The organism is Streptococcus oralis, assembly GCF_023611505.1.
In the GTDB taxonomy this organism is placed as follows: domain Bacteria; phylum Bacillota; class Bacilli; order Lactobacillales; family Streptococcaceae; genus Streptococcus; species Streptococcus oralis_CT.
In genome coordinates this window covers 1,142,309-1,167,631 of record NZ_CP097843.1, presented here as the reverse complement: position 1 = coordinate 1,167,631, position 25,323 = coordinate 1,142,309, and the positions used below count along the sequence as shown (strand labels likewise).

Here is a 25,323-nt window from a genome sequence, read left to right as displayed (position 1 = left end):
GCTCCTTTTATGAGGGAATAGTGATAGTAGATTGTGCTAAATCAACAGTCAAGTGATAGTCTGTATTATCTCGAATTGTAATCTCAAAGTCTGTTGTGTAGAGCACTAAGCGGAGAATGTCTCCTTCCTTAAGTTTGTAAATAGTTGGTTGAAGCTCTAGCTTGAAGTCCATCCATTCATTTGGTTGGATTTCTTCGATTGTCAAGAGATCATCTCGGTTTTGAAGATTGAGGTAGCCTTTAGTGATGACACGTTGAGCACTTGGATTGAATGGCAGTTCACAGAGATTTTCTAACATGTGGTAACGACCATTATCAATTGTTCGGACTGATTGAACTGCTGGATAGGGTTGAAGGTACTTCTGTTGTCCTAGTTGGAGGAGTTGAGCAGATAATAAGCCTTTATTTGTACTTGATTTGACACGAAGTTTCAGCTCCACTCGCCCATTTAAGTGAATGCCTTGACTTACTGGAAGGTCAATGGTGATTTGATTGGCTTTTCCTTGGTAAAGTTCGGTGTTGAAGGTTTGGTAAGTCTTGCCATAACGATCAAAATCTTTTTGATCATACTGGTTTTGAATCACTTTTTCCTCAGTTCCGAGTGAGAAAGTATGCAGTTTATTCTGTTTGCCAAAGTTATCAAGGCTCTGCCAACTTTGCGGTTCGGTATTGTCCTGCCAGATAACAGTCGGAAGTTGATAGCTTGAGTCAAGTCCTAACAATTTCTTACTTAACAAGGCATTCATGGACTCGCGAAAGTCAATTGACTGCCAGTTGTTCATATAGACATGGGCACCATGATGGAAAAAGAGGTGCTTGTGGATATGAGTTGGAAGGGCATGAAACATCTGGTAAACATGAAGAGGTTTGACGTTCCAATCCTGAGAACCATGCGTAAAGACGACCTCAGCTTGAACCTTATGAGCATTGAGCAGATAGTTGCGGTTATGCCAAAACTGATTGTAGTCACCAGTCTTGCGATCGAGTTTCTCTTTAACCTTCTCTAAGTCTGCCTGATGAGCTTCATTAGCGCGGATATAGTCACCGGCTAGGAGGTTACGGGAGTAGGTCAATTCAGCAAGTGAGTCAAAATCCTCACCTGGATAACCACCTGGGCTAGTCACCAGACCATTTTCCCGATAGTAGTTGTACCATGAGGAAATACCTGCTTCTGCGATGATCACTTCTAAGCCATCAACACCAGTGGTCGCAAGTCCATTGGACATGGTCCCTAGATAGGAAATTCCTGTCGTTGCGACTTTGCCGTTTGACCAGTCAGCCTTGACTTGCCGTTTGCGTGTGTGATCCGTGAAAGCACGGCAACGACCATTAAGCCAGTCAATCACGTTTTTATATGCTTCAATTTGATGGTAGTCCCCATTAGTCATGAGACCTTGGGAATCCCTGGTACCAACACCCGATACATAGAGATTGGCAAATCCTCGTGGGAGGAAGTAGTCATTGAGGGTGTATGAGCTATTGATATGAGCTAACTTTTCTTCAGCTTCAGAGACGAGTTCAGCTTGGCCGAGAGGCTCGACTAAATTCAGCTTAGGCTCCTCAAGCTCAATGGTGTGGGCAGGTTTGACCTCAAGTTCTCCTTCCATTTTGTAGAGAGCTTTATCGCTAGCTTTGACATTGGTCCCTTGGTGATAAGGGCTGGCAGTCATAACTGAAGGAATCTGTCCATCATAACGCGGGCGAATAATGCTGACCTTGACTAAGTCAGGGAGACCGTCTTTATCAGTATCCACACGACTTTCGACATAGACGACTTCACGAATGACATCATGAGTAGAGAAGGTTGCCAAGCTCTTACCGTTAAAGTAGTGGTAGTGATTGTCTTCTAAAATGAGTCCGTCACTAACCAGTTGGTCGATGAGTGTATTTCCTTTTTTCGTTCGCGTATTGAGTAACTGATAAAGATTTTCGATGAGATTTCCATAAACAATAGGAAATCCAGTTTCTTTACGGAATTGTTCGGCGTCCTCAAAGTCAACAAGATAGTTAAACCCTAAAAGTTGAAAAACTACCGTGTAGAAAACATCAGCAGTTAAATCACGCTCTGATTGGAAAAAAGTTAATAGATCTGTTTCGTTATCCGCGGCCAAAGTGGATAAGGCATAATCCGTGTTAGAATAAGTGAAAAAACTCCAGCGGATGAAGTCTTCAAATTGCTTTTTTAAGGGCAGATGAGGTGACAATTTCAGACCAAGACTTGCTAATTCATCTAATTGTTGAGAACTAGAGGTCGGAAGATAGCTAAATTGATTAAAACGCATGGTTCTCTCCTTTGAAAACAGACTGAATTTATTATATCAAAAAATAAGGAAAAATGGAATAAATAAACTTTAATGCAATAAATTTCGTGAAGCGGAATACCTATTTAGTAAGTTATTATAAAATGATGAATAAATACTATAATAAAAAGCCCTTTCTTAGAATTTTTTATATGTGAAATTGCATATAGAGTCCGGCTTTATTATACTTTACTTAGTATAAAATTGTCTAAAATGATATTCAAATCCATCTTATAATATTAAAAATTAAAGGGAAGAAAGACGGAGAGGTTGTAAATGCTGATGTTGAAAAGAAAGCATCCGAGTTGCTTCAATATCCAACTTAAAATGGTATAATAGTAGTAAAACGAAAGCAAGGAGGAGAAGAAATGATTGCACAGCTTGACACCAAGACTGTTTATAGTTTTATGGAAAGTGTGGTTTCGATTGAAAAATATGTACAAACGGCTAAAGAGTATGGCTATTCTCACCTTGCTATCATGGATGTGGATAATCTCTATGGGGCTTATCATTTTTTAGAAGTGACTCGAAAATATGGAATCCAACCTTTAATTGGTCTTGAAATGACCTTGATCAAAGATGAGGAGAATATTTCTCTTCGTTTTCTAGCCCTATCCACTAAAGGCTATCAAGAGTTGATGAAGTTATCCACTTTAAAAATGACTGGACGGAAAAATTGGTCTGACTTCACCTCCCACCTCGAAGATGTGGCCATTATTGTTCCCTATTTTAATGGGGTCGAACGACTGGATTTGGGGCATGATTATTTTATCGGTGTCAGTACAGATACTCCTCAAGAAGTCTTTACCAGACCGATTCTTCCACTCTATCAAGTCAACTCTTTTGAAAAAGAAGATATACAAGTTTTGCAAATCTTGTCGGCAGTCAAGGACAATGTCAGTCTTAGGGAAGTGGATGTGCATTCACAACAAGGGATTTTTTTACCTGCCTCAGATTTAGAAGCTCGGTTTAAAAATCGCTTCTCTCAGGCACTTGCCAATCTACAAGGTTTGATAGAGAATGTTAGCTACCAACTTGATCCAAGTTTAAAACTCCCTCGCTTTAATCCTGAAAGACCAGCGGTGGAAGAGCTTCGAGCAAGAGCTGAGCAAGGCTTGAGTGACAAGGGGCTAACCTCAATTATCTATCGTGAGCGACTGAATGAAGAATTAGCTGTGATTCATGATATGGGATTTGACGACTATTTCCTTGTAGTTTGGGATTTGCTCCGTTTTGGACGTTCCCAAGGATATTACATGGGAATGGGACGTGGTTCTGCTGTGGGTAGCTTAGTGGCTTACTCGCTTGATATCACAGGAATTGACCCGGTTGAAAAGAACCTGATTTTCGAACGCTTTTTAAATCGTGAGCGCTATACCATGCCCGATATCGATATCGACATCCCTGACCTCTATAGACCAGAGTTCATTCGTTATGTTCGTGATCGCTATGGCAGTCAACACGTGGCACAAATTGTCACTTATTCGACCTTTGGAGCAAAACAAGCGATTCGTGATGTTTTCAAACGCTATGGCGTTCCAGAGTACGAATTAACAAATATTACGAAAAAAATCAGTTTCCGAGATACGCTAACGACGGCCTATGAAAAGAATTTGCAATTTAGACAGGTCATCAATAGCAAGATTGAATACCAAAAAGCTTTTGAGATTGCTCGAAAGATTGAAGGATATCCTCGTCAGACCTCTATCCATGCGGCAGGAGTCGTTATGAGTGACCAAGATTTGACGGACTATATTCCTCTAAAATACGGTGAGGACATGCTAATCACCCAATATGATGCACATTCAGTTGAAGCAAATGGCCTTCTAAAAATGGATTTCCTAGGTCTGCGTAACTTAACTTTTGTCCAAAAAATGCAGGAATTACTGGCTGAGTCAGAAGGTGTTCATCTGAAAATCGAAGAGATTGATTTGGAAGACAAAGCAACTCTGGCCCTCTTTGCTGCTGGAAATACAAAGGGGATTTTCCAATTTGAACAACCTGGTGCCATTCGACTCTTGAAACGAGTTCAGCCACAAGTCTTCGAAGAGGTAGTAGCCACAACCTCCCTCAATAGACCAGGAGCAAGTGATTATATCGATAATTTTGTGGCTCGTAAGCACGGCAAAGAAAAGGTGACGGTGTTGGACCCAGCCTTGGAGGACATTCTGTCATCAACCTATGGTATCATGCTCTATCAAGAACAGGTCATGCAGGTTGCTCAGCGATTTGGAGGCTTCAGTCTTGGTAAAGCTGACATTCTCAGACGAGCCATGGGTAAGAAAAATGCTAAAGAGATGCATTTAATGAAGGAAGATTTTATCACAGGAGCTATGAAACTTGGGCATACAGAAGAAAAAGCCAACCAAGTTTTTGCAGTGATGGAAAAGTTTGCGGGCTACGGATTTAACAGATCCCACGCCTATGCCTACTCAGCGCTGGCTTTCCAGCTAGCTTATTTCAAGACGCACTATCCTGCTATTTTCTTTCAAGTCATGTTGAATTATTCAAGCAGTGATTACATTGTGGATGCATTGCAGATGGGCTTTGAAGTGGCCCCGTTAGCAATCAATAGCATTCCCTATCACGATAAAATTGCTCAGAAGAAAATATATCTTGGTCTAAAAGCCATTAAGGGCATGCCAAGAGATTTTTCTTACTGGATCATCGAAAATCGTCCTTTTTCAAGTGTGGAAGATTTCGTCACGCGTCTCCCCAAGAATTACAAGAAACTTTCGCTTTTGACACCTTTGGTTGAACTAGGGCTTTTTGATGAATTTGACAAGAATCGCCAGAAAATCTTAGTAAACCTACCAAACTTATTTGTCTTTGTTGAGGAGTTGGGAGGTCTCTTTGCGGATACAACCTATAGTTGGACTGAGGCTGATGATTTTACAGAGGCGGAGAAATTTTATAAGGAGCAGGAATTGATTGGGGTAGGTATCAGTGCCCATCCTCTCCAAACTCTTGCCAAACAAGCCCTATATCCGACGACCCCGATCGCTAATCTAACCGAGGGGGCTCAAGCCACTCTTCTAGTTGAAGTGCAAAAACTAAAGGTGATTCGAACCAAGAAGGGCGAGAATATGGCCTTTCTACAGGTTCATGATAGTAAGTCTCGGATGGATGTGACTGTATTTTCGGATCAGTATCGAAAATTCGCCTCTATCCTATCTGAAGGGAAATTTTACTACATCAATGGCAAAGTTCAATCTCGAGATGGCCGTCTGCAAATGATTGCACAAGATTTGAAAGAAGCAGTAGCGGAACGATTCTGGATCCAAGTTAAAAATCATGAATACGATAAAGAGATTTCAAATATCCTAGAACAATACAAAGGCCCAATTCCTGTGATTATCAGGTATGAAGAGGAGCAAAAAACAGTTGTTTCTACACGGCATTTTGTAAAAAAAGAGCTTGCCTTACAGGAGAAATTAAAGGAAATCACCATGAAAACGATTTATCGCTAAAAATACAAAAAATAGAAGAATTTTCGATTTAAATGTGGTATAATCAGTAAGAATGTTAAAAGGAAAAGGAGCAAAAACCAAATGAAACGTATTGCTGTTTTGACCAGTGGTGGAGATGCCCCTGGTATGAATGCTGCCATCCGTGCAGTAGTTCGCCAAGCAATCTCAGAAGGAATGGAAGTTTTTGGTATCTATGATGGGTATGCAGGTATGGTTGCCGGCGAAATTTATCCACTTGATGCTGCTTCAGTAGGAGACATCATTTCCCGTGGTGGTACTTTCCTTCACTCTGCTCGTTACCCTGAGTTTGCACAACTTGAAGGCCAACTTAAAGGGATTGAGCAGTTGAAAAAACACGGTATTGAAGGTGTCGTTGTTATCGGTGGTGACGGTTCTTATCACGGAGCTATGCGCTTGACTGAACATGGATTCCCTGCTATTGGGCTTCCAGGTACAATCGATAACGATATCGTAGGTACTGACTTCACAATCGGATTTGATACTGCAGTTACTACTGCAATGGATGCAATCGATAAGATTCGTGATACATCATCAAGTCACCGTCGTACTTTCGTTGTTGAAGTAATGGGACGTAATGCTGGTGATATCGCACTTTGGGCAGGTATTGCAACTGGTGCTGATGAAATCATTATCCCTGAAGAAGGCTTCAAGATGGAAGATATCGTAGCTAGTATCAAAGCTGGTTATGAATGCGGTAAAAAACACAACATCATCGTTTTGGCCGAGGGGGTTATGTCAGCCGATGAATTCGGTAAGAAACTCAAGGAAGCAGGAGATACTAGTGACCTTCGTGTGACTGAGCTTGGACATATCCAACGTGGTGGTTCACCAACCGCTCGTGACCGTGTATTAGCGTCACGTATGGGAGCACACGCTGTTAAACTTCTCAAACAAGGAATCGGTGGTGTCGCTGTTGGTATCCGTAACGAAAAAATGGTTGAAAACCCAATTCTTGGAACAGCAGAAGAAGGAGCCTTGTTCAGCCTAACAGCTGATGGCAAAATCGTTGTTAACAACCCTCACAAAGCTGACCTTGAACTTGCTAGCTTGAACAAGAGCTTGTCATAATCAACTTTAACTAATCTGGTAAAATGACCATAAAAGGTCAAATTATATAAAGGAGTCACAAATCATGAATAAACGTGTAAAAATCGTTGCAACTTTGGGTCCTGCGGTTGAAATCCGTGGTGGAAAGAAATTCGGTGATGACGGATACTGGGGTGAAAAACTTGACGTTGAAGCTTCAGCAAAAAACATTGCTAAATTGATTGAAGCGGGAGCTAACACTTTCCGTTTCAACTTCTCACACGGTGACCACCAAGAACAAGGTGAACGTATGGCAACTGTTAAACTTGCAGAAAAACTTGCAGGTAAAAAAGTTGGTTTCCTTCTTGATACTAAAGGACCAGAAATCCGTACTGAATTGTTCGAAGGTGAAGCTAAAGAGTACTCATACAAAACTGGTGAAAAAATCCGTGTTGCAACTAAACAAGGAATCAAATCAACTCGCGATGTGATTGCTTTAAACGTTGCTGGTGCTCTTGACATCTATGATGACGTTGAGATTGGAAAACAAGTGCTTGTTGATGACGGAAAACTTGGACTTCGCGTAATTGGTAAGGATGACTCAACTCGTGAATTTGAAGTAGAAGTTGAAAATGACGGCATCATTGCTAAGCAAAAAGGTGTAAACATCCCGAATACTAAGATTCCTTTCCCAGCACTTGCTGAGCGTGACAACGCTGACATCCGCTTTGGTCTTGAACAAGGTATTAACTTCATCGCGATTTCATTCGTCCGTACTGCAAAAGACGTAAACGAAGTTCGTGCAATCTGTGAAGAAACTGGTAATGGTCACGTTCAATTGTTCGCTAAAATCGAAAACCAACAAGGTATCGACAACTTGGATGAAATCATTGAAGCTGCTGACGGTATCATGATTGCTCGTGGTGACATGGGTATCGAAGTACCATTCGAAATGGTTCCAGTTTACCAAAAAATGATCATCACAAAAGTAAATGCAGCTGGTAAAGTCTCTATCACAGCAACAAACATGCTTGAAACCATGACTGAAAAACCACGTGCAACGCGTTCAGAAGTATCAGACGTGTTTAACGCTGTTATCGATGGAACCGATGCTACAATGCTTTCAGGTGAGTCTGCAAATGGTAAATATCCACTTGAGTCAGTTACTACGATGGCAACTATTGACAAAAATGCTCAAACTCTTTTAAAAGAATACGGTCGCTTGTCATCTGTTAACTTGCCACGTAATTCTAAGACTGAGGTTATGGCTTCAGCTGTTAAGGATGCGACAAATTCTATGAATATCAAGTTGGTGGTTACTCTTACTAAGACAGGTCACACTGCTCGTTTGATTTCTAAGTACCGTCCAGATGCTGATATCTTGGCAATCACTTTCGATGAATTGACTCAGCGTGGTTTGATGCTTAACTGGGGAGTTATTCCAGTAACAACTGATCGCCCATCAAACACTGATGATATGTTTGATCTCGCTGAAAGAATTGCAGTTGAGCAAGGTTTGGTAGAATCTGGTGATGATATTGTTATCGTTGCAGGTGTACCACTTGGCGAAGCTATCCGTACAAACACAATGCGTATCCGTACAGTACGTTAATCTAACATTACAAAGCCTGTCATATCAAGCTTTATCGCTTGTGTGATAGGCCTTTTTTTATCGAAATGGAATGTTTAATCAATAGGAATGGGAAAAAAATGAAAATTATGGTATAATAGAACGGAAAGACCTTTTTAGTAAATTTTGAAAGAGTAAAACATGAGAAAAATTGTCATCAATGGTGGACGTCCATTGCAAGGTGAGATCACCATTAGCGGTGCTAAAAATAGTGTTGTAGCACTTATTCCAGCTATTATCTTATCAGATGATATTGTCACTTTAGATTGTGTTCCAGATATTTCAGACGTTGCTAGTCTTGTCGAAATCATGGAAATTATGGGGGCGACTGTTAAGCGTTATGACGATGTCTTGGAGATTGATCCAAGAGGTGTTCAAAATATTCCTATGCCTTATGGTAAGATCAATAGCTTGCGTGCTTCTTATTATTTCTACGGAAGTCTCTTAGGTCGCTTTGGTGAAGCTACAGTTGGACTTCCTGGTGGATGTGATCTGGGGCCTCGTCCGATTGATCTTCACTTAAAAGCCTTTGAGGCCATGGGTGCTAAAGTTAGCTATGAGGGAGATAATATGAATTTATCTGCCCAAGGTAAGGGACTTCATGGCGCAAGTATTTACATGGATACCGTCAGCGTTGGTGCAACGATTAACACCATGATTGCTGCGGTCAAAGCTAAGGGGCGTACTGTCATTGAAAATGCGGCTCGTGAACCGGAAATTATCGATGTTGCTACCCTTTTGAACAATATGGGCGCTCACATTCGTGGTGCAGGGACTGATATTATCATTATTGATGGTGTTGAGAAACTTCATGGAACGCGTCACCAAGTCATTCCAGACCGTATCGAAGCTGGAACCTATATTTCACTTGCTGCAGCGGTAGGAAAAGGAATCCGTATTAACAACGTTCTCTATGAGCACTTAGAAGGTTTTATCGCCAAACTAGAGGAAATGGGCGTTCATATGACGGTCTCAGAAGACAGTATCTTCGTTGAAGAGCAGTCTGATTTGAAGGCCATCAATATCAAAACAGCTCCTTATCCTGGATTTGCAACTGATTTGCAACAGCCAATAACTCCGCTATTGCTGACTGCTCAAGGTCGTGGAACCATTATTGATACGATTTATGAAAAACGTGTTAACCATGTTTTTGAATTAGCAAAAATGGATGCGGATATTATGACTACAAATGATCATATTATCTACAATGGTGGTCGTAGATTGCACGGGGCAAGCGTAAAAGCTACAGACTTGCGAGCTGGTGCAGCGCTTGTTATTGCTGGCTTGATGGCTGAAGGTAAAACTGAAATTACAAATATTGAGTTTATCCTGCGAGGCTACTCAGATATTATTGAGAAATTGCGTAGTCTGGGAGCGGATATTACACTCGTTGAAGACTAAACCGTTGAGGTGATTATGAATATTTGGACCAAATTAGCAATGTTTTCTTTTTTTGAAACGGAGCGCTTGTATTTGCGTCCTTTCTTTTTTAGTGACAGTCAAGCATTTTACGAGATTGCTTCCAATCCAGAAAATTTGCAGTTTATTTTTCCCAGTCAATCAAGTTTAGAAGAAAGTCAATACGCGCTTGCCAACTATTTTATGAAGGCTCCTCTAGGTGTTTGGGCAATTTTTCTCCAAGGAAATCAGGAAATGATTGGCTCTATTAAATTTGAAAAGATTGATGAAATCAAAAAAGAAGCAGAAATTGGTTATTTCTTAAAAAAGGATTCTTGGTCACAAGGTTATATGACAGAAGTAGTTACCAAGCTTTGTCAGCTTTCCTTTGAAGAATTTGGTTTAAAACAATTATCCATCATCACTCATCTGGAGAATCAGGCTAGTCAAAAAGTAGCCTTAAAATCGGGATTTAGTCTCGTCCGACAGTTTAAGGGGAGCGACCGCTATACACGAAAAATGAGAGACTATCTTGAATTTCGATATATAAAAGGAGAATTCAATGAGTAAACACCAGGAAATCTTGTCCTATCTGGAAGAGCTGCCAATTGGGAAAAGAGTTAGTGTTCGCAGTATCTCTAATCATCTAGGTGTTAGTGATGGAACCGCCTACCGAGCTATCAAAGAAGCTGAAAATCGTGGCATCGTTGAAACTCGACCACGTAGTGGAACCATACGAGTTAAGCCAAAAAAAGTGGCTATTGAACGGCTAACCTATGCTGAAATTGCTGAAGTCACCTCCTCTGAAGTTTTAGCCGGCCAGGAAGGGCTAGAGAGAGAGTTTAGCAAATTTTCCATTGGGGCCATGACAGAGCAGAATATCCTGTCCTATCTCCATGATGGTGGTCTTGTGATCGTAGGTGACCGTACTCGTATTCAACTTCTAGCCTTGGAAAATGAAAATGCGGTCCTCGTTACAGGTGGTTTTCATGTTCAGGATGATGTTCTTGAGATGGCCAATAAAAAAAATATTCCAGTCCTGAGAAGTAAACATGATACTTTTACAGTAGCAACCATGATTAACAAGGCCCTTTCAAATGTTCAAATCAAAACTGATATTCTGACAGTTGAAAAGCTCTATCGTCCCAGTCACGAGTATGGTTTTTTGAGAGAAACGGATACAGTCAAAGACTATCTAGACTTGGTTCGTAAGAACAGAAGTAGCCGTTTTCCAGTCGTTAACCAATACCAAGTGGTTGTTGGGGTTGTTACTATGCGTGACGCAGGAGACAAGTCTCCCAGCACGACGATTGACAAGGTGATGACGCGCAGTATCTTCGTAACAGGATTGGCGACCAATATTGCCAATGTCAGTCAACGAATGATCGCAGAAGACTTTGAGATGGTTCCCGTTGTCAGAAGCAACCAAACCCTACTCGGTGTCGTAACACGACGAGATGTCATGGAAAAGATGAGCCGTTCCCAAGTTTCTGCCTTGCCAACTTTCTCAGAGCAAATCGGGCAAAAACTCTCTTATCATCATGATGAAGTCGTCATAACTGTTGAGCCCTTCATGTTGGAGAAAAATGGGGTTCTTGCTAATGGAGTCTTGGCTGAAATCCTCAACCACATGACACAAGATCTCGTTGTGAATAGCGGACGTAATCTCATCATTGAACAGATGTTGATTTATTTCTTGCAGGCTGTACAGATAGATGATACTTTGCGGATTCAGGCTCGCATTATTCACCACACGAGACGCTCAGCCATTATTGATTATGATATTTATCATGGTCATCAGATTGTTTCAAAAGCAAATGTTACGGTTAAAATTAATTAGAATCTAGGAGAAAAAATGATAACTTTAAAATCAGCACGTGAAATCGAAGCCATGGACAAGGCAGGTGATTTCCTCGCTAGTATCCATATCGGCTTACGTGATTTGATTAAGCCAGGCGTGGATATGTGGGAAGTAGAAGAGTATGTTCGTCGCCGATGCAAAGAGGAGAATTTCCTTCCTCTACAGATTGGGGTAGATGGTGCAGTCATGGATTACCCCTATGCCACTTGCTGCTCTCTCAACGACGAAGTAGCTCACGCTTTTCCACGTCATTACATTTTAAAAGATGGCGATTTGCTCAAGGTTGACATGGTTCTAGGTGGTCCGATTGCCAAATCCGACCTCAATGTGTCAAAACTCAACTTTAATAATGTTGAGCAAATGAAAAAATACACGCAAAGTTATACTGGTGGTCTAGCAGATTCGTGCTGGGCTTATGCGGTTGGTACCCCCTCTGAAGAAGTGAAAAACTTGATGGATGTGACCAAGGAAGCTATGTATATAGGGATTGAGCAAGCGGTTGTTGGCAATCGTATCGGCGATATTGGTGCAGCAATTCAAGAATACGCTGAAAGTCGCGGTTATGGTGTCGTGCGTGATTTGGTTGGTCACGGAGTTGGTCCAACTATGCACGAGGAGCCAATGGTCCCTAACTACGGTGTTGCAGGCCGTGGTCTTCGTCTACGTGAAGGAATGGTACTAACCATTGAACCCATGATCAATACTGGTGATTGGGAAATCGATACAGATATGAAGACCGGCTGGGCTCATAAGACTATTGATGGCGGTCTATCTTGCCAATATGAACACCAGTTCGTGATTACCAAAGACGGTCCAGTTATCTTGACTAGTCAAGGTGAAGAAGGAACGTATTAAGATAAAGGGAGCTTAGCTCCTTTTTTTGTGTCAAATTTAGTCAAAATCAATAAGCGTAGCAGACTTCTTACAAATTTATTCTTTTGTAGTAAAATAAGATTAGAATTTTGTGAAAGTAGGTAATTCGTTGGAGTCGATTATATTTCTAGTATCCGTTTTTTTAGCAGGTATTCTGTCCTTCTTTTCACCCTGCATCTTTCCTTTGCTACCTGTCTATGCTGGTATTTTACTGGATGATCAGGGAAATTCGAAAAGCTTTCGCTTTTTTGGAAGAGACGTTGCCTGGTCAGGCTTAATTCGGACCTTGTGCTTTATTGCAGGAATCTCCCTAATTTTCTTTATTTTAGGATTTGGAGCTGGATTCCTAGGGCACATGCTCTATGCAGCCTGGTTTCGTTATGCTATGGGAATAGTCATTATTCTTTTAGGGCTTCACCAGATGGAAATCTTGCATTTCAATAAACTGGAAGTTCAAAAGACAGTCACCTTCAAACAATCTAAGTCTAATCACTATCTATCAGCCTTTTTACTTGGGATAACCTTTAGTTTTGGCTGGACCCCTTGTATCGGACCGGTCTTAAGTTCAGTCTTGGCCCTAGCAGCTTCAGGTGGCAATGGTGCTTGGCAAGGAGCCGTGTTAACATTAGTATACACATTGGGAATGGCCCTTCCTTTCATTCTTTTGGCCTTGGCTTCGGGCTGGATTATGCCCTATTTTAGTAAATTAAAACCCCATATGATTCTACTAAAGAAAATCGGGGGAGCTTTGATTATTTTGATGGGATTATTATTAATGCTAGGGCAGTTAAATGCCTTGTCAGGAATTCTTGGATAAAAGGAGAAAAAATGAAAAAAGTTATTTTTGCTGGATTGAGCCTCATGTCTCTATTCTTGTTGATTGCCTGTGGTGAAAAAGAAACCAAACAGACAAGCAGTCCAAAACAACCCGCTGTACAACAAATCGCAGTCGGTAAGGATGCACCAGACTTCACCTTGCAGTCTATGGATGGCAAAGAAGTGAAGTTATCAGACTATAAAGGGAAAAAAGTTTATTTGAAATTCTGGGCTTCTTGGTGTGGACCATGTAAAAAAAGCATGCCTGAGTTGATGGAATTAGCTGCCAAACAAGATCGAGACTTTGAAATCTTGAGTGTCATTGCACCTGGTCTACAAGGTGAAAAAACAGTTCAAGACTTTCCAAAATGGTTTCAAGAGCAAGGGTATAAGGATATACCAGTCTTGTATGATACCCAAGCAACTGCCTTTCAAGCCTACCAAATTCGTAGTATTCCGACAGAGTACTTGATTGATAGTCAAGGTAAAATTGGGAAAATTCAGTTCGGTGCTATTAGCAATGCAGATGCAGAAGCGGCTTTTAAAGAAATGAAATAAAGAAAAAATCGCGATTCTTCGCGATTTTTTTATAGCTTCTCATTGATAAAGCGGATAAAACGATTCCACCAAACCTTTAAAAAGAAGGCTTTTTCTACTTTCTTTTCAGCGACCATTTCAAAAGAAGGTTTTTCAGAAGTGAGATAACCTTGACCGACCAAATCCTGATCGTCATAGGTTAGAGTACCGACAACCTTGCCTTCTTCCAGTGGAGCTATTTCTGATTTTGGTGTGAATTGAAGAGCTGATGTTGTTTCACTTCCAACTCGTTGGACGATTGCAATATCTGACTTAGCAATTGCGGCTACCTTATCTTCTTTCCCGTCAAGGACTGTCACTTTACTATCTTTGTAGGTTTCGCCTTTCTGAACGACAGTTTTTAAAGCAAAGTTCGCAGAAACATAATCTAAAAGTGAAGAAGTTACAGTAAAACGTGCATAAGGGTTGCTATCTTGTTGGTCCGCATTTAAAACAACCGTAATGATACGCATTCCTTTTTCAACGGTTGTTCCAACGAAAGAGGCACCGGCTTTGTCGGTAGTACCTGTTTTCAAACCGTCGACACCACCACGATAGGCTGGCATTCCTTCCAACATATAGTTGGTTGAGTGAATTTCAAGTCCAGCAAAAGTAGAAGTTGGCTTTTTAGTGATTTCCAAAACTTGAGGATAATCTCGGATGAGATTACGAGCGACGATTGCAACGTCGTATGCACTCAACTTGTTTTCATCGTCTTTTTTAGAACCTGGATAGATATTATCGCCAAGGGTCTCATTATTTAAACCAGTTGTGTTTACAATAGTTGCATCTTGGATTCCCCATTCAAGAAGTTTAGCCCTCATCTTGTCTACAAAGTCTTTCTCAGAACCAGCAATCTTTTCTGCTAGCGCAATCGCAGCGCTGTTTGCACTGGATACCATTGTAGCCTCTAATAGTTGTTCAACAGTATAATTTCGAGCTTCCATAGGGACGTTACTGGCCTCAGAATTAGTTGTAAGTTTGTAAGGATAGTCCGAAATATCAACAGGTGTTGACAGACTGATAGTCCCTTGTTCCAAGGCTTCATAGACCAAATAAACTGTAACTAGTTTCGTAATAGAAGCAATTTCTACAGGCTGCTTTGCATCTTTTTCGTAGAGGATTTTTCCAGTCGTAGCCTCGACAGCAATGGCATGTTTAGCAGCAACATCAAACTCCTGAGCAGAAACAGTAGAAACTGTTCCAAAAACAAAAAGTGTTATAAAAGATAGAATTATTTTTTTCATATTAGCTTTATTTTATCATAAAGAAAAAAAATATTCTCACTTTTATACTAAAGCCATCTTATCTTTTGAAGAAATATGATAAAATAAATAGAGGAGGATACCTATGTTCCGTAGAAACAAATTATTTTTTTGGACAGCTGAAATTTTATTATTAACACTAATTTTCTATCTTTGGAGAGAAATGGGGGCCATCATTACTCCCTTTGTGACGGTTGTTAATACCATTATGATTCCATTTTTGCTTGGTGGATTTTTTTACTACATTACCAATCCAATCGTTACCTTTTTAGAAAAGAGATGTAAGATTAATCGTCTAATTGGTGTCTTGGTCACTCTCTGTGCTTTAATTGGTGCCATCGTTGTAGGTGTTGTTTATCTCTTACCGATTTTGATTAATCAGTTGACAAGCTTGATTATTTCTAGTCAAAACATCTATAGTAGACTACAAGATTTGATCATTGATTTGTCCATGAATCCAGTCTTCCAAAATATTGATATTCAACAAACCATTCAACAACTTAATCTCTCCTATGTGGATATCCTACAGAATATTCTTAACAGCGTCAGCAACAGTTTAGGAAGCGTTCTTTCAGCCTTGTTTAGCACGGTTCTGATTCTCATTATGACCCCTGTATTTTTGGTTTATTTCTTGTTGGATGGTCATAAGTTGCTACCTATGTTGGAACGAACTGTTTTAAAACATGATAAATTAAATCTCTCTAGCCTCTTAACTAATCTCAATGCAACCATAGCGCGCTACATCAGTGGAATTGCAATTGATGCCGTTATTATCGGATGTTTAGCCTATATCGGCTATAGCGTTATCGGATTAAAGTACGCCCTTGTTTTTGCTATTTTCTCTGGAATCGCAAATTTGATTCCTTATGTCGGTCCAAGTATCGGCTTGATTCCAATGGTGATTGCCAATGTGTTCACGGATCCTCATCGTATGTTGATTGCGGTTGCTTATATGCTTATTATTCAACAGATTGATGGAAATGTTCTCTATCCACGTATCGTTGGAGGGGTTATGAAAGTACACCCGATTACGATTTTGGTACTCCTCTTACTGTCAAGTAATATCTACGGCGTCATAGGGATGATTGTAGCAGTGCCAACCTATTCTATTCTCAAAGAAATCACTAAGTTCTTGGCGAAATTATATGAAAATCATAAGGAAGCTAAAGAACTGGAAAAATCAGAATCTATTTAGAATCAGGGGAACCTGATTTTTTTGTGAGCATAATACCGCTAGAATGAAATAAGCTTGAATTGTATAAAGAAGCAGAAGAACAGCACTTTGTAAGATTCAGATTAATTCATAAAATATGGGTAAAACACTTGCAATTTAGCAGAAATTTGATAAAATAGTAAGGAAAGTTAGACTGTATTGCCTACTGTCTATCTATAAAATATATTTTATTGGAGGCTTTTACTCAAATGGCAAAAGAAAAATACGATCGTAGTAAACCACACGTTAACATTGGTACTATCGGACACGTTGACCACGGTAAAACTACTTTGACTGCAGCTATCACAACTGTTTTGGCACGTCGCTTGCCTTCAGCAGTTAACCAACCTAAAGACTATGCGTCTATCGATGCTGCTCCAGAAGAACGCGAACGCGGTATCACTATCAACACTGCGCACGTTGAGTATGAAACTGCAAAACGTCACTATGCTCACATCGACGCTCCAGGACACGCGGACTACGTTAAAAACATGATCACTGGTGCCGCTCAAATGGACGGAGCTATCCTTGTAGTAGCTTCAACTGACGGACCAATGCCACAAACTCGTGAACACATCCTTCTTTCACGTCAAGTTGGTGTTAAACACCTTATCGTCTTCATGAACAAAATTGACTTGGTAGACGACGAAGAATTGCTTGAATTGGTTGAAATGGAAATCCGTGACCTCTTGTCAGAATACGACTTCCCAGGTGACGATCTTCCAGTTATCCAAGGTTCAGCTCTTAAAGCACTTGAAGGTGATACTAAATACGAAGATATCATCATGGAATTGATGGATACTGTTGATGAGTACATCCCAGAACCAGAACGTGATACAGATAAACCATTGCTTCTCCCAGTCGAAGACGTATTCTCAATCACTGGACGTGGTACTGTTGCTTCAGGACGTATCGACCGTGGTACTGTTCGTGTCAACGACGAAATCGAAATCGTTGGTATCAAAGACGAAACTCAAAAAGCAGTTGTTACTGGTGTTGAAATGTTCCGTAAACAACTTGATGAAGGTCTTGCCGGAGATAACGTAGGTGTCCTTCTTCGTGGTATTCAACGTGATGAAATCGAACGTGGACAAGTTATCGCTAAACCAGGTTCAATCAACCCACACACTAAATTCAAAGGTGAAGTCTACATCCTTACTAAAGAAGAAGGTGGACGTCACACTCCATTCTTCAACAACTACCGTCCACAATTCTACTTCCGTACTACTGACGTTACAGGTTCAATCGAACTTCCAGCAGGTACTGAAATGGTAATGCCTGGTGATAACGTGACTATCGACGTTGAGTTGATCCACCCAATCGCCGTAGAACAAGGTACTACATTCTCTATCCGTGAGGGTGGACGTACTGTTGGTTCAGGTATGGTTACAGAAATCGAAGCTTAATTCGATTAAGTTCCCAGAAGAACAATTATTTAAGTCAGACACTAAAAGAATCTTGCCTTGCAAGGTTCTTTTTTCTTCTTGTTCTATTTGAAGTGCTTCTACTCTAGCAGTATAATCGTTTTTTTGGTATAATAAAGGTTATGGAAATCGAAAAAACCAATCGTATGAATGCGCTTTTTGAATTTTATGCTGCGCTTTTGACAGACAAGCAGATGAACTATATTGAACTCTACTATGCTGATGACTACAGTCTTGCTGAGATTGCTGAAGAGTTCGGTGTCAGTCGTCAAGCTGTTTATGATAATATCAAGCGGACGGAAAAGATTCTAGAAGATTATGAGATGAAATTGCACATGTATTCGGACTACATTGTCCGCAGTCAGATTTTTGACCAGATCTTGGAGCGTTATCCTAAGGATGACTTTCTGCAGGAGCAGATAGAAGTCTTAACAAGCATTGATAATAGAGAATAAGAGGAAGAAAAATGGCATTTGAAAGTTTAACAGAACGTTTGCAGAACGTCTTTAAAAATCTACGTAAAAAGGGAAAAATTTCTGAGGCTGATGTCCAAGAAGCAACCAAAGAGATTCGTTTGGCCTTGCTGGAAGCCGACGTTGCTTTGCCTGTTGTAAAGGATTTTATCAAGAAGGTTCGTGAGCGTGCAGTAGGGCACGAGGTCATTGATACCCTTAATCCAGCACAACAGATTATCAAAATAGTTGATGAGGAATTGACAGCCATTTTAGGATCTGATACGGCTGAAATTATCAAGTCACCTAAGATTCCTACGATTATTATGATGGTCGGTTTGCAAGGGGCTGGTAAAACGACATTTGCTGGTAAGCTGGCTAATAAACTCAAGAAGGAAGAAAATGCTCGTCCTTTGATGATTGCGGCAGATATTTATCGTCCAGCAGCCATCGATCAGCTGAAAACACTTGGACAGCAGATTGATGTTCCTGTTTTCGCTCTTGGAACAGAAGTACCAGCTGTTGAGATTGTTCGTCAAGGTTTGGAGCAAGCACAAGCCAATCATAACGACTATGTCTTGATCGATACGGCAGGTCGTTTACAGATTGATGAGCTCCTAATGAATGAGCTTCGTGACGTAAAAGCATTGGCCCAACCAAACGAAATTCTACTCGTAGTGGACGCCATGATTGGTCAGGAAGCGGCTAATGTTGCCCGTGAGTTTAATGCTCAGTTAGAAGTGACTGGTGTTATCCTTACCAAGATTGATGGGGATACTCGTGGTGGTGCGGCTTTGTCTGTTCGCCACATCACTGGTAAACCTATCAAGTTCACTGGTACGGGTGAAAAGATTACAGATATCGAAACCTTCCACCCAGACCGTATGTCAAGCCGTATCCTTGGCATGGGGGATATGCTGACATTGATTGAGAAAGCTTCTCAGGAATACGATGAGCAGAAAGCCCTTGAAATGGCTGAAAAGATGCGTGAAAACACCTTTGATTTCAATGATTTCATTGATCAATTGGATCAGGTGCAAAACATGGGACCAATGGAAGACTTGCTCAAGATGATTCCAGGTATGGCTAACAACCCTGCCCTTCAAAATATGAAGGTGGATGAGCGTCAGATTGCGCGCAAACGTGCCATCGTATCTTCGATGACACCTGAGGAGCGTGAAAACCCTGATTTGTTAAATCCAAGTCGTCGCCGTCGTATCGCTGCAGGTTCTGGAAATACCTTTGTCGAAGTCAATAAATTCATCAAAGACTTTAACCAGGCCAAACAGCTTATGCAAGGTGTCATGTCTGGGGATATGAACAAGATGATGAAGCAGATGGGAATCAATCCAAATAACCTCCCTAAAAATATGCCAAATATGGGCGGGATGGATATGTCTGCCCTTGAAGGAATGATGGGTCAAGGTGGTATGCCGGATATGTCAGCTCTTGGAGGAGCTGGAATGCCAGATATGAGCCAGATGTTTGGTGGAGGACTCAAAGGTAAAATTGGTGAATTTGCTATGAAACAGTCTATGAAACGCATGGCTAACAAAATGAAAAAAGCGAAGAAGAAACGCAAATAAAAAAGGAAAGCAGAAATGCTTTCCCTGCATATAAAAAAGAGCTCTGAATCTGATTCAGAGTTCTTTTTAAGTGCGATTGGCCTATTCCCACTCAACGGTTGCAGGTGGTTTACTTGTAATATCGTAGACGATGCGGTTAACGTGGTCCACTTCGTTGACGATACGTACAGAAATCTTTTGAAGGACTTCCCAAGGAATCTTGGCAAAGTCAGCTGTCATACCATCGATAGAAGTGATAGCACGAATGGCAATCGTGTAGTCATAAGTACGACCATCACCCATAACACCGACTGAACGAACGCCTGTGTTGACAGTGAAGTATTGCCAGATATCGCGGTCAAGACCCGCTTTAGCGATTTCTTCGCGAAGGATAGCATCAGACTCACGAACAGTTTCTAGTTTTTCTTCAGTGATTTCACCCATCACACGGATAGCAAGACCTGGTCCTGGGAATGGTTGGCGCCATACGATGTGGTCTGGCATACCAAGCTCTGTACCAAGGGCACGAACTTCGTCTTTATAAAGAGTGTTCAATGGTTCAATCAATTCAAACTGCATGTCTTCTGGTAGACCACCAACGTTGTGGTGTGACTTGATGGTTTGGGCTGTATCTGTACCAGACTCAATCACGTCAGTGTAAAGCGTTCCTTGAGCAAGGAATTTCACATCTTTTAGCTTACTTGCTTCGTCATCAAAGACATAAACAAACTCGTTACCGATAATCTTCCGTTTTTGCTCAGGATCAGAAACGCCAGCAAGTTTATCAAGGAAGCGTTTTGAAGCATCGGCTTTGACAATATTCAAACCAAACTTACCACCAAGCATGTCCATAACTTGGTTAGCCTCTCCCTTACGGAGAAGACCATGATCTACAAAGATACAGATTAATTGATCACCGATTGCTTTTTGAAGAAGAACCCCAACAACAGAAGAGTCAACACCACCTGATAGACCTAGAAGAACACGCTTGTCACCTACAGTTTCACGGATTTTCTTGATCTGCATGTCGATGAAGTTGTCCATTGACCAGTCGCCTTTAGCCTTACAGATGTTAAGGGCAAAGTTGCGAAGGATATCATTTCCGTACACAGAATGGCGCACTTCTGGGTGGAATTGGATACCGTAAATGTGCTTTTCTGGGTTTTCAATAGCTGCATAAGGACAGTCAGCAGAAGTGCCAGTACGAACAAAATCAGCTGGAATCTCTGTAACAGCATCGCCATGACTCATCAAAACAATCTGTTCTTCAGGAGTCCCTTCAAAGAGGGCAGAAGTGGTATGAGTAAGTGGTGATTGGCCATACTCGCGGTTACCAGCATCACCTGCAGGAACAACTTTTCCTCCAAGTTTATGAGTTAAAAGTTGCATACCATAGCAGATTCCCAAAATTGGAATGCCAAGTTCAAAAATTTCTGGGTCAATATCAAATGAACCATCTTCGTATACAGAGTTTGGTCCACCTGAGAGAATGATCCCTACCGGGTTAATCGCACGAACCTCTGCTGCTGAAATCTTATGGCTTTTTAGCTCTGAAAAAACACCAATTTCACGGATACGGCGTGAAATTAGCTGGTTGTATTGGCTACCATAGTCCAGTACGATGATTTTTTCGACATCTTGCAAATCAGTTGAAATCTTGCTCATCATTTTCCTTTCTCAAAAGAAATATCTTTTTCAATATTCTATCACAAATAGGGGCGAATTACCAACTAAACAAGGCAAAGTTTGACTTTTTCTTAGCAAATACGGTACAATGGAGAAAATAAAGAAAAGAAGTGAGAATCATGTTACCAGCTTATATGAAAATCCACGATCAGATCAAGAAGGATATAGATGAGCATCATTGGAAAATCGGAGAGAGACTTCCAAGTGAGCGAGATTTAGCGGAACAGTTTCAAGTTAGCCGGATGACATTACGCCAAGCTATCTCTCTCTTGGTCGAGGAAGGAGTTTTGGAGCGTCGTGTAGGAAGTGGAACCTTTGTCTCTAGCACTCGTGTCCAAGAAAAAATGCGAGGAACAACCAGTTTTACGGAGATTGTCAAATCTCAGGGGAAAGTACCTTCCAGCCAACTCATTTCTTACAGAAGAACTATTCCAAATGAGCAAGAGATCGCAAAGCTGGGGATTACTCCAACAGAGAATATTATCCGCATGGAACGGGTGCGTTATGCTGACCAAGTTCCACTAGTCTATGAAGTCGCATCCATTCCTGAGAAATTTATTAAGAACTTCAAAAAAGAAGAAGTGACTAGTCACTTTTTTCAAACCTTGCAGGAACATGGTTACCGGATTGGCAAATCCCAACAGACCATTTATGCGAGATTAGCGAAGGAAAAAATTGCTCGTTACCTAGAAATCGAAGAGGGACATGCGATTTTAGCCTTGACTCAGGTTTCCTATCTGGATGATGGGACAGCTTTCGAATATGTCAAGAGTCAATATGTTGGTGAACGCTTTGAATTTTATCTTGAAAATAACTAGTCTTCTAAGACTAGTTTTTCTTTTAGAAAAGATTAGAATTGTCAAAACAATCTGTCTAGGCTTGATTTTATCCTTTATTTACTATAAAATGAGAAGGAAAAACGTCAAACTTTTATATTGCAAATAGGAGAAAAAATGACAAAAACATTAAAACGTCCTGAGGTTTTATCGCCTGCAGGGACTTTAGAGAAGCTAAAAGTGGCTGTTCGGTATGGAGCTGATGCTGTTTTTATAGGTGGACAAGCTTATGGTCTTCGTAGCCGTGCAGGAAACTTCACCTTTGAACAGATGGAAGAAGGCGTGCAGTTCGCTGCCAAGTATGGTGCCAAGGTCTATGTAGCTGCCAACATGGTTATGCACGAAGGAAATGAAGCTGGGGCTGGTGAGTGGTTCCGTAAGTTGCGTGACATTGGGATTGCGGCAGTTATCGTGTCAGATCCGGCCTTGATTATGATTGCAGCAACAGAAGCACCAGGTCTTGAAATCCACCTCTCTACCCAAGCCAGTGCGACGAACTATGAAACGCTTGAATTTTGGAAAGAACTGGGCTTGACTCGTGTCGTTTTGGCGCGTGAGGTTTCAATGGAAGAATTGGCAGAGATTCGCAAACGCACTGATGTAGAAATTGAAGCCTTTGTTCACGGAGCCATGTGTATTTCCTACTCAGGTCGCTGTACGCTATCAAACCACATGAGTATGCGTGATGCCAACCGTGGTGGTTGTTCGCAGTCTTGCCGTTGGAAATACGACCTTTACGACATGCCTTTTGGTCAAGAACGCAAGAGTCTTAAAGGTGAAATTCCAGAAGAATTTTCGATGTCAGCCGTTGACATGTCCATGATTGACCATATTCCAGATATGATCGAAAACGGTGTAGATAGTCTCAAGATTGAAGGCCGCATGAAATCTATCCACTATGTTTCCACTGTAACCAACTGTTACAAGGCGGCTGTGGATGCTTACCTTGAAAGCCCAGAAAAATTTGAAGCTATTAAACAAGACCTGGTAGATGAGATGTGGAAAGTTGCCCAGCGTGAATTGGCAACAGGTTTCTACTATAGCACACCTACAGAAAATGAACAGTTGTTTGGTGCACGTCGTAAAATCCCTGAATACAAGTTTGTCGCTGAGGTGGTTTCTTATGATGATGCAACCCAGACAGCAACCATTCGTCAACGGAATGTTATCAATGAAGGAGATCAAGTTGAGTTTTATGGACCAGGTTTCCGTCATTTTGAAACCTATATCGAAAATCTTCACGATTCTAAAGGCAATAAAATCGACCGTGCTCCAAATCCAATGGAACTCTTGACCATTAAGGTTCCTCAACCTGTGCAAGCTGGGGATATGGTTCGAGCTCTCAAAGAAGGTCTTATCAATCTCTATAAGGAAGACGGGACAAGTGTCACAGTTCGTGCCTAGATAAGGAAAAGTGAATGATTCAAGTGCAAGGATTGTTGGTAGATAATGAAAGCAGATGTGTTCACTATCATGGTGAAAAGGATATTATTTCCCTCCAGTGCTATGAGTGTAAAAAATACTATGCTTGCTATCAGTGCCACAATGCTATAGAAACGCATTTGTTTTCACCTTACCCCTTGACGCTTGCGGAGGATCGACCGATTTTATGTGGGGCTTGTATGAGGACAATAACATTTCAAGAATATCAAAAACAAATAGCCTGCCCTTATTGCAAATCTCCATTTAATCCAGGGTGTAAACAACACTATTCCTACTATTTCAAATAAAATGAATCTATCCAAGTTCTAAACTTGGATTTTTCAATTTATTTCGGAAAATATAGAGAAAGTGGAAACACATTTCATCATAAAATGAGAAACTTATCTATACAGTGGTATAAAAATAGCAAAAATAAAAATAAATCATCTGAAACGCTTCCAACGTAAGTAAAAAGTTGACAAAAACAAATTTTAGGACTAAACTAAGTAAGTAAATTTTAAATAAAAGGAGAATTCATCATGAATTTAACATTTTTCGGTCTATGTCTTGCCTGTATGGGTGTATCTCTTGCAGAAGGATTTTTGATGAACGGTTTGTTCAAGTCTGCAGCACGCCAACCAGACATCATCCCACAATTGCGTAGTTTGATGATCATGGGGATTGCCTTTATCGAAGGAACATTCTTTGTAACCTTGGCGATGTCATTTGTCATTAAATAGACAACTCTATTTAGAAATGGAGGTGTCAAACCATGGAAGAAAGTTTGAATCCAACCGTTAATATTGGACCAATATCCTTTGATTTGACCCTGCTTGCCATGTCTCTTGTAACTGTTTTGATGGTTTTTGCCTTTGTCTACTGGGCAAGTCGTAAAATGACCATCCGTCCAAAGGGCAAACAAAATGCTCTTGAGATGATTTACGACTTTGTGATTGGTTTTACCAAACCAAACATTGGAGAATCATACATCAAGGATTATTCCTTATTTCTGTTTTCTCTATTTCTGTTTATCTTGGTTGCCAATAATATCGGCTTAATGGCAAAAGTACAAACAACAAACGGTTATAACTTGTGGACTTCCCCAACAGCCAACCTTGGATACGATTTATCCCTATCATTCTTGATCACTTTGATCGCCCATGTAGAAGGAGTTCGTCGTAGAGGCGTTAAAGAATATTTGAGAGCATTTGTTACACCTGGCTTTATGACTCCGATGAACATTTTAGAAGAGTTCACCAATTTTGCTTCCTTGGCGATTCGGATCTACGGAAATATTTTTGCCGGTGAGGTCTTAGCTGGATTGCTATTAGCCTTGTCACAAAATGCTTTGTATTGGTATCCTTTTGCCTTTATCGCAAACATGTTATGGACAGCCTTTTCAATTTTCATTTCATGTATTCAGGCTTATGTATTTACCATGTTGTCATCTATGTACATTGGTAAAAAAATAAATGAAGGGGAAGAGTAAG

The 25,323-nt window shown here is 40.7% G+C and carries 21 protein-coding genes; 18 read left to right on the top strand and 3 right to left on the bottom strand.

The annotated features are described in order from the left end of the window. Window positions 1–7: 7 nt before the first annotated feature. The gene (locus M9H69_RS06015; protein WP_250315070.1) at window positions 8–2,281 is read right to left on the bottom strand and encodes a Xaa-Pro dipeptidyl-peptidase; all 2,274 of its coding nucleotides are present in this window, start codon (window positions 2,279–2,281) and stop codon (window positions 8–10) included. Between the two features lie 386 nt (window positions 2,282–2,667). Between M9H69_RS06015 and M9H69_RS06010 the strand changes: the two genes are divergently transcribed. The 9 genes from M9H69_RS06010 (at window position 2,668) to sdbB (ending at window position 13,952) form a co-directional block, all read left to right on the top strand. Continuing rightward, complete coding sequence (locus M9H69_RS06010) at window positions 2,668–5,769, top strand: DNA polymerase III subunit alpha (protein ID WP_250315068.1); 3,102 nt, start codon at window positions 2,668–2,670, stop codon at window positions 5,767–5,769. A gap of 81 nt (window positions 5,770–5,850) precedes the next feature. After that, the gene (gene pfkA / locus M9H69_RS06005; protein ID WP_000820879.1) at window positions 5,851–6,858 is read left to right on the top strand and encodes a 6-phosphofructokinase; all 1,008 of its coding nucleotides are present in this window, start codon (window positions 5,851–5,853) and stop codon (window positions 6,856–6,858) included. 64 nt (window positions 6,859–6,922) lie between these two features. Beyond that, a complete protein-coding gene (gene pyk, locus M9H69_RS06000) occupies window positions 6,923–8,428 on the top strand; it encodes a pyruvate kinase (RefSeq protein WP_061598500.1) in 1,506 nt (501 codons plus the stop codon). 159 nt (window positions 8,429–8,587) lie between these two features. After that, window positions 8,588–9,847, top strand: coding sequence for a UDP-N-acetylglucosamine 1-carboxyvinyltransferase (locus M9H69_RS05995; RefSeq protein ID WP_084940757.1), 1,260 nt, complete (start codon window positions 8,588–8,590; stop codon window positions 9,845–9,847). A 15-nt stretch (window positions 9,848–9,862) separates the two neighbouring features. Beyond that, window positions 9,863–10,414, top strand: a complete 552-nt coding sequence (locus M9H69_RS05990) for a GNAT family N-acetyltransferase (RefSeq protein ID WP_250315066.1) — start codon at window positions 9,863–9,865, stop codon at window positions 10,412–10,414. Continuing rightward, a complete protein-coding gene (gene spxR, locus M9H69_RS05985) occupies window positions 10,407–11,684 on the top strand; it encodes a CBS-HotDog domain-containing transcription factor SpxR (protein ID WP_250315065.1) in 1,278 nt (425 codons plus the stop codon). Before M9H69_RS05990 ends, spxR begins: the two co-directional genes overlap by 8 nt. 15 nt (window positions 11,685–11,699) lie before the next feature. Then, window positions 11,700–12,560 (top strand): methionyl aminopeptidase, encoded by an 861-nt coding sequence (locus M9H69_RS05980; RefSeq protein WP_061453536.1) that lies wholly within the window; start codon window positions 11,700–11,702, stop codon window positions 12,558–12,560. A gap of 127 nt (window positions 12,561–12,687) precedes the next feature. Next, the gene (gene ccdA2, locus M9H69_RS05975) at window positions 12,688–13,395 is read left to right on the top strand and encodes a thiol-disulfide oxidoreductase-associated membrane protein CcdA2 (RefSeq protein WP_000443808.1); all 708 of its coding nucleotides are present in this window, start codon (window positions 12,688–12,690) and stop codon (window positions 13,393–13,395) included. An 11-nt stretch (window positions 13,396–13,406) separates the two neighbouring features. After that, on the top strand, window positions 13,407–13,952 hold the full coding sequence (gene sdbB / locus M9H69_RS05970; protein ID WP_000755589.1) for a thiol-disulfide oxidoreductase-associated lipoprotein SdbB: 546 nt from the start codon (window positions 13,407–13,409) through the stop codon (window positions 13,950–13,952). A gap of 29 nt (window positions 13,953–13,981) precedes the next feature. On the opposite strand, the gene pbp3 is transcribed toward sdbB, so the two are convergent. Beyond that, window positions 13,982–15,217: a D-alanyl-D-alanine carboxypeptidase PBP3 gene (gene pbp3 / locus M9H69_RS05965; protein WP_250315064.1), complete on the bottom strand. Its 1,236-nt coding sequence runs from the start codon at window positions 15,215–15,217 to the stop codon at window positions 13,982–13,984. Between the two features lie 103 nt (window positions 15,218–15,320). Between pbp3 and M9H69_RS05960 the strand changes: the two genes are divergently transcribed. The 4 genes from M9H69_RS05960 (at window position 15,321) to ffh (ending at window position 19,910) form a co-directional block, all read left to right on the top strand. Then, window positions 15,321–16,430: an AI-2E family transporter gene (locus M9H69_RS05960; RefSeq protein WP_250315063.1), complete on the top strand. Its 1,110-nt coding sequence runs from the start codon at window positions 15,321–15,323 to the stop codon at window positions 16,428–16,430. Window positions 16,431–16,657: 227 nt separating this feature from the next. Next, a complete protein-coding gene (tuf, locus tag M9H69_RS05955) occupies window positions 16,658–17,854 on the top strand; it encodes an elongation factor Tu (protein WP_009730078.1) in 1,197 nt (398 codons plus the stop codon). 140 nt (window positions 17,855–17,994) lie between these two features. Beyond that, window positions 17,995–18,327 carry a putative DNA-binding protein gene (locus M9H69_RS05950; RefSeq protein WP_000402068.1) on the top strand — a complete coding sequence of 111 codons (333 nt, stop codon included), beginning with the start codon at window positions 17,995–17,997 and terminating at the stop codon, window positions 18,325–18,327. Between the two features lie 11 nt (window positions 18,328–18,338). Beyond that, window positions 18,339–19,910 (top strand): signal recognition particle protein, encoded by a 1,572-nt coding sequence (gene ffh / locus M9H69_RS05945; RefSeq protein ID WP_250315062.1) that lies wholly within the window; start codon window positions 18,339–18,341, stop codon window positions 19,908–19,910. 81 nt (window positions 19,911–19,991) lie between these two features. Here ffh and guaA read toward each other — a convergent pair whose 3' ends face one another. Next, on the bottom strand, window positions 19,992–21,554 hold the full coding sequence (guaA, locus tag M9H69_RS05940; RefSeq protein WP_250315061.1) for a glutamine-hydrolyzing GMP synthase: 1,563 nt from the start codon (window positions 21,552–21,554) through the stop codon (window positions 19,992–19,994). Window positions 21,555–21,694: 140 nt separating this feature from the next. Here guaA and M9H69_RS05935 point away from each other — a divergent pair, with 140 nt between their 5' ends. From M9H69_RS05935 to atpB, 5 genes are all read left to right on the top strand, one after another. Then, on the top strand, window positions 21,695–22,393 hold the full coding sequence (locus M9H69_RS05935) for a GntR family transcriptional regulator (RefSeq protein WP_250315060.1): 699 nt from the start codon (window positions 21,695–21,697) through the stop codon (window positions 22,391–22,393). 135 nt (window positions 22,394–22,528) lie between these two features. After that, entirely contained in the window at window positions 22,529–23,815 is a 1,287-nt protein-coding gene (locus M9H69_RS05930) for a peptidase U32 family protein (RefSeq protein ID WP_000169124.1), read from the top strand. Between the two features lie 14 nt (window positions 23,816–23,829). Further along, entirely contained in the window at window positions 23,830–24,141 is a 312-nt protein-coding gene (locus tag M9H69_RS05925) for a CHY zinc finger protein (RefSeq protein ID WP_080566831.1), read from the top strand. Window positions 24,142–24,372: 231 nt separating this feature from the next. Then, the gene (locus tag M9H69_RS05920) at window positions 24,373–24,573 is read left to right on the top strand and encodes a F0F1 ATP synthase subunit C (protein WP_001054551.1); all 201 of its coding nucleotides are present in this window, start codon (window positions 24,373–24,375) and stop codon (window positions 24,571–24,573) included. Between the two features lie 32 nt (window positions 24,574–24,605). Beyond that, complete coding sequence (gene atpB / locus M9H69_RS05915; protein ID WP_000392938.1) at window positions 24,606–25,322, top strand: F0F1 ATP synthase subunit A; 717 nt, start codon at window positions 24,606–24,608, stop codon at window positions 25,320–25,322. Window position 25,323 lies beyond the last annotated feature (1 nt).

What these genes read in the sequence shown, in the direction of transcription:
- M9H69_RS05920 (WP_001054551.1), top strand. Translation starts at nt 24,373, where the DNA reads ATGAATTTAACATTTTTCGGTCTATGTCTTGCCTGTATGGGTGTATCT.
- pyk (WP_061598500.1), top strand. Translation starts at nt 6,923, where the DNA reads ATGAATAAACGTGTAAAAATCGTTGCAACTTTGGGTCCTGCGGTTGAA.
- spxR (WP_250315065.1), top strand. Translation starts at nt 10,407, where the DNA reads ATGAGTAAACACCAGGAAATCTTGTCCTATCTGGAAGAGCTGCCAATT.
- atpB (WP_000392938.1), top strand. Translation starts at nt 24,606, where the DNA reads ATGGAAGAAAGTTTGAATCCAACCGTTAATATTGGACCAATATCCTTT.
- ffh (WP_250315062.1), top strand. Translation starts at nt 18,339, where the DNA reads ATGGCATTTGAAAGTTTAACAGAACGTTTGCAGAACGTCTTTAAAAAT.
- M9H69_RS06010 (WP_250315068.1), top strand. Translation starts at nt 2,668, where the DNA reads ATGATTGCACAGCTTGACACCAAGACTGTTTATAGTTTTATGGAAAGT.
- pbp3 (WP_250315064.1), bottom strand. Translation starts at nt 15,217, where the DNA reads ATGAAAAAAATAATTCTATCTTTTATAACACTTTTTGTTTTTGGAACA.
- guaA (WP_250315061.1), bottom strand. Translation starts at nt 21,554, where the DNA reads ATGAGCAAGATTTCAACTGATTTGCAAGATGTCGAAAAAATCATCGTA.
- sdbB (WP_000755589.1), top strand. Translation starts at nt 13,407, where the DNA reads ATGAAAAAAGTTATTTTTGCTGGATTGAGCCTCATGTCTCTATTCTTG.
- M9H69_RS05990 (WP_250315066.1), top strand. Translation starts at nt 9,863, where the DNA reads ATGAATATTTGGACCAAATTAGCAATGTTTTCTTTTTTTGAAACGGAG.
- pfkA (WP_000820879.1), top strand. Translation starts at nt 5,851, where the DNA reads ATGAAACGTATTGCTGTTTTGACCAGTGGTGGAGATGCCCCTGGTATG.
- M9H69_RS05995 (WP_084940757.1), top strand. Translation starts at nt 8,588, where the DNA reads ATGAGAAAAATTGTCATCAATGGTGGACGTCCATTGCAAGGTGAGATC.
- M9H69_RS05950 (WP_000402068.1), top strand. Translation starts at nt 17,995, where the DNA reads ATGGAAATCGAAAAAACCAATCGTATGAATGCGCTTTTTGAATTTTAT.
- tuf (WP_009730078.1), top strand. Translation starts at nt 16,658, where the DNA reads ATGGCAAAAGAAAAATACGATCGTAGTAAACCACACGTTAACATTGGT.
- M9H69_RS05925 (WP_080566831.1), top strand. Translation starts at nt 23,830, where the DNA reads ATGATTCAAGTGCAAGGATTGTTGGTAGATAATGAAAGCAGATGTGTT.
- M9H69_RS05935 (WP_250315060.1), top strand. Translation starts at nt 21,695, where the DNA reads ATGTTACCAGCTTATATGAAAATCCACGATCAGATCAAGAAGGATATA.
- M9H69_RS06015 (WP_250315070.1), bottom strand. Translation starts at nt 2,281, where the DNA reads ATGCGTTTTAATCAATTTAGCTATCTTCCGACCTCTAGTTCTCAACAA.
- M9H69_RS05980 (WP_061453536.1), top strand. Translation starts at nt 11,700, where the DNA reads ATGATAACTTTAAAATCAGCACGTGAAATCGAAGCCATGGACAAGGCA.
- M9H69_RS05960 (WP_250315063.1), top strand. Translation starts at nt 15,321, where the DNA reads ATGTTCCGTAGAAACAAATTATTTTTTTGGACAGCTGAAATTTTATTA.
- M9H69_RS05930 (WP_000169124.1), top strand. Translation starts at nt 22,529, where the DNA reads ATGACAAAAACATTAAAACGTCCTGAGGTTTTATCGCCTGCAGGGACT.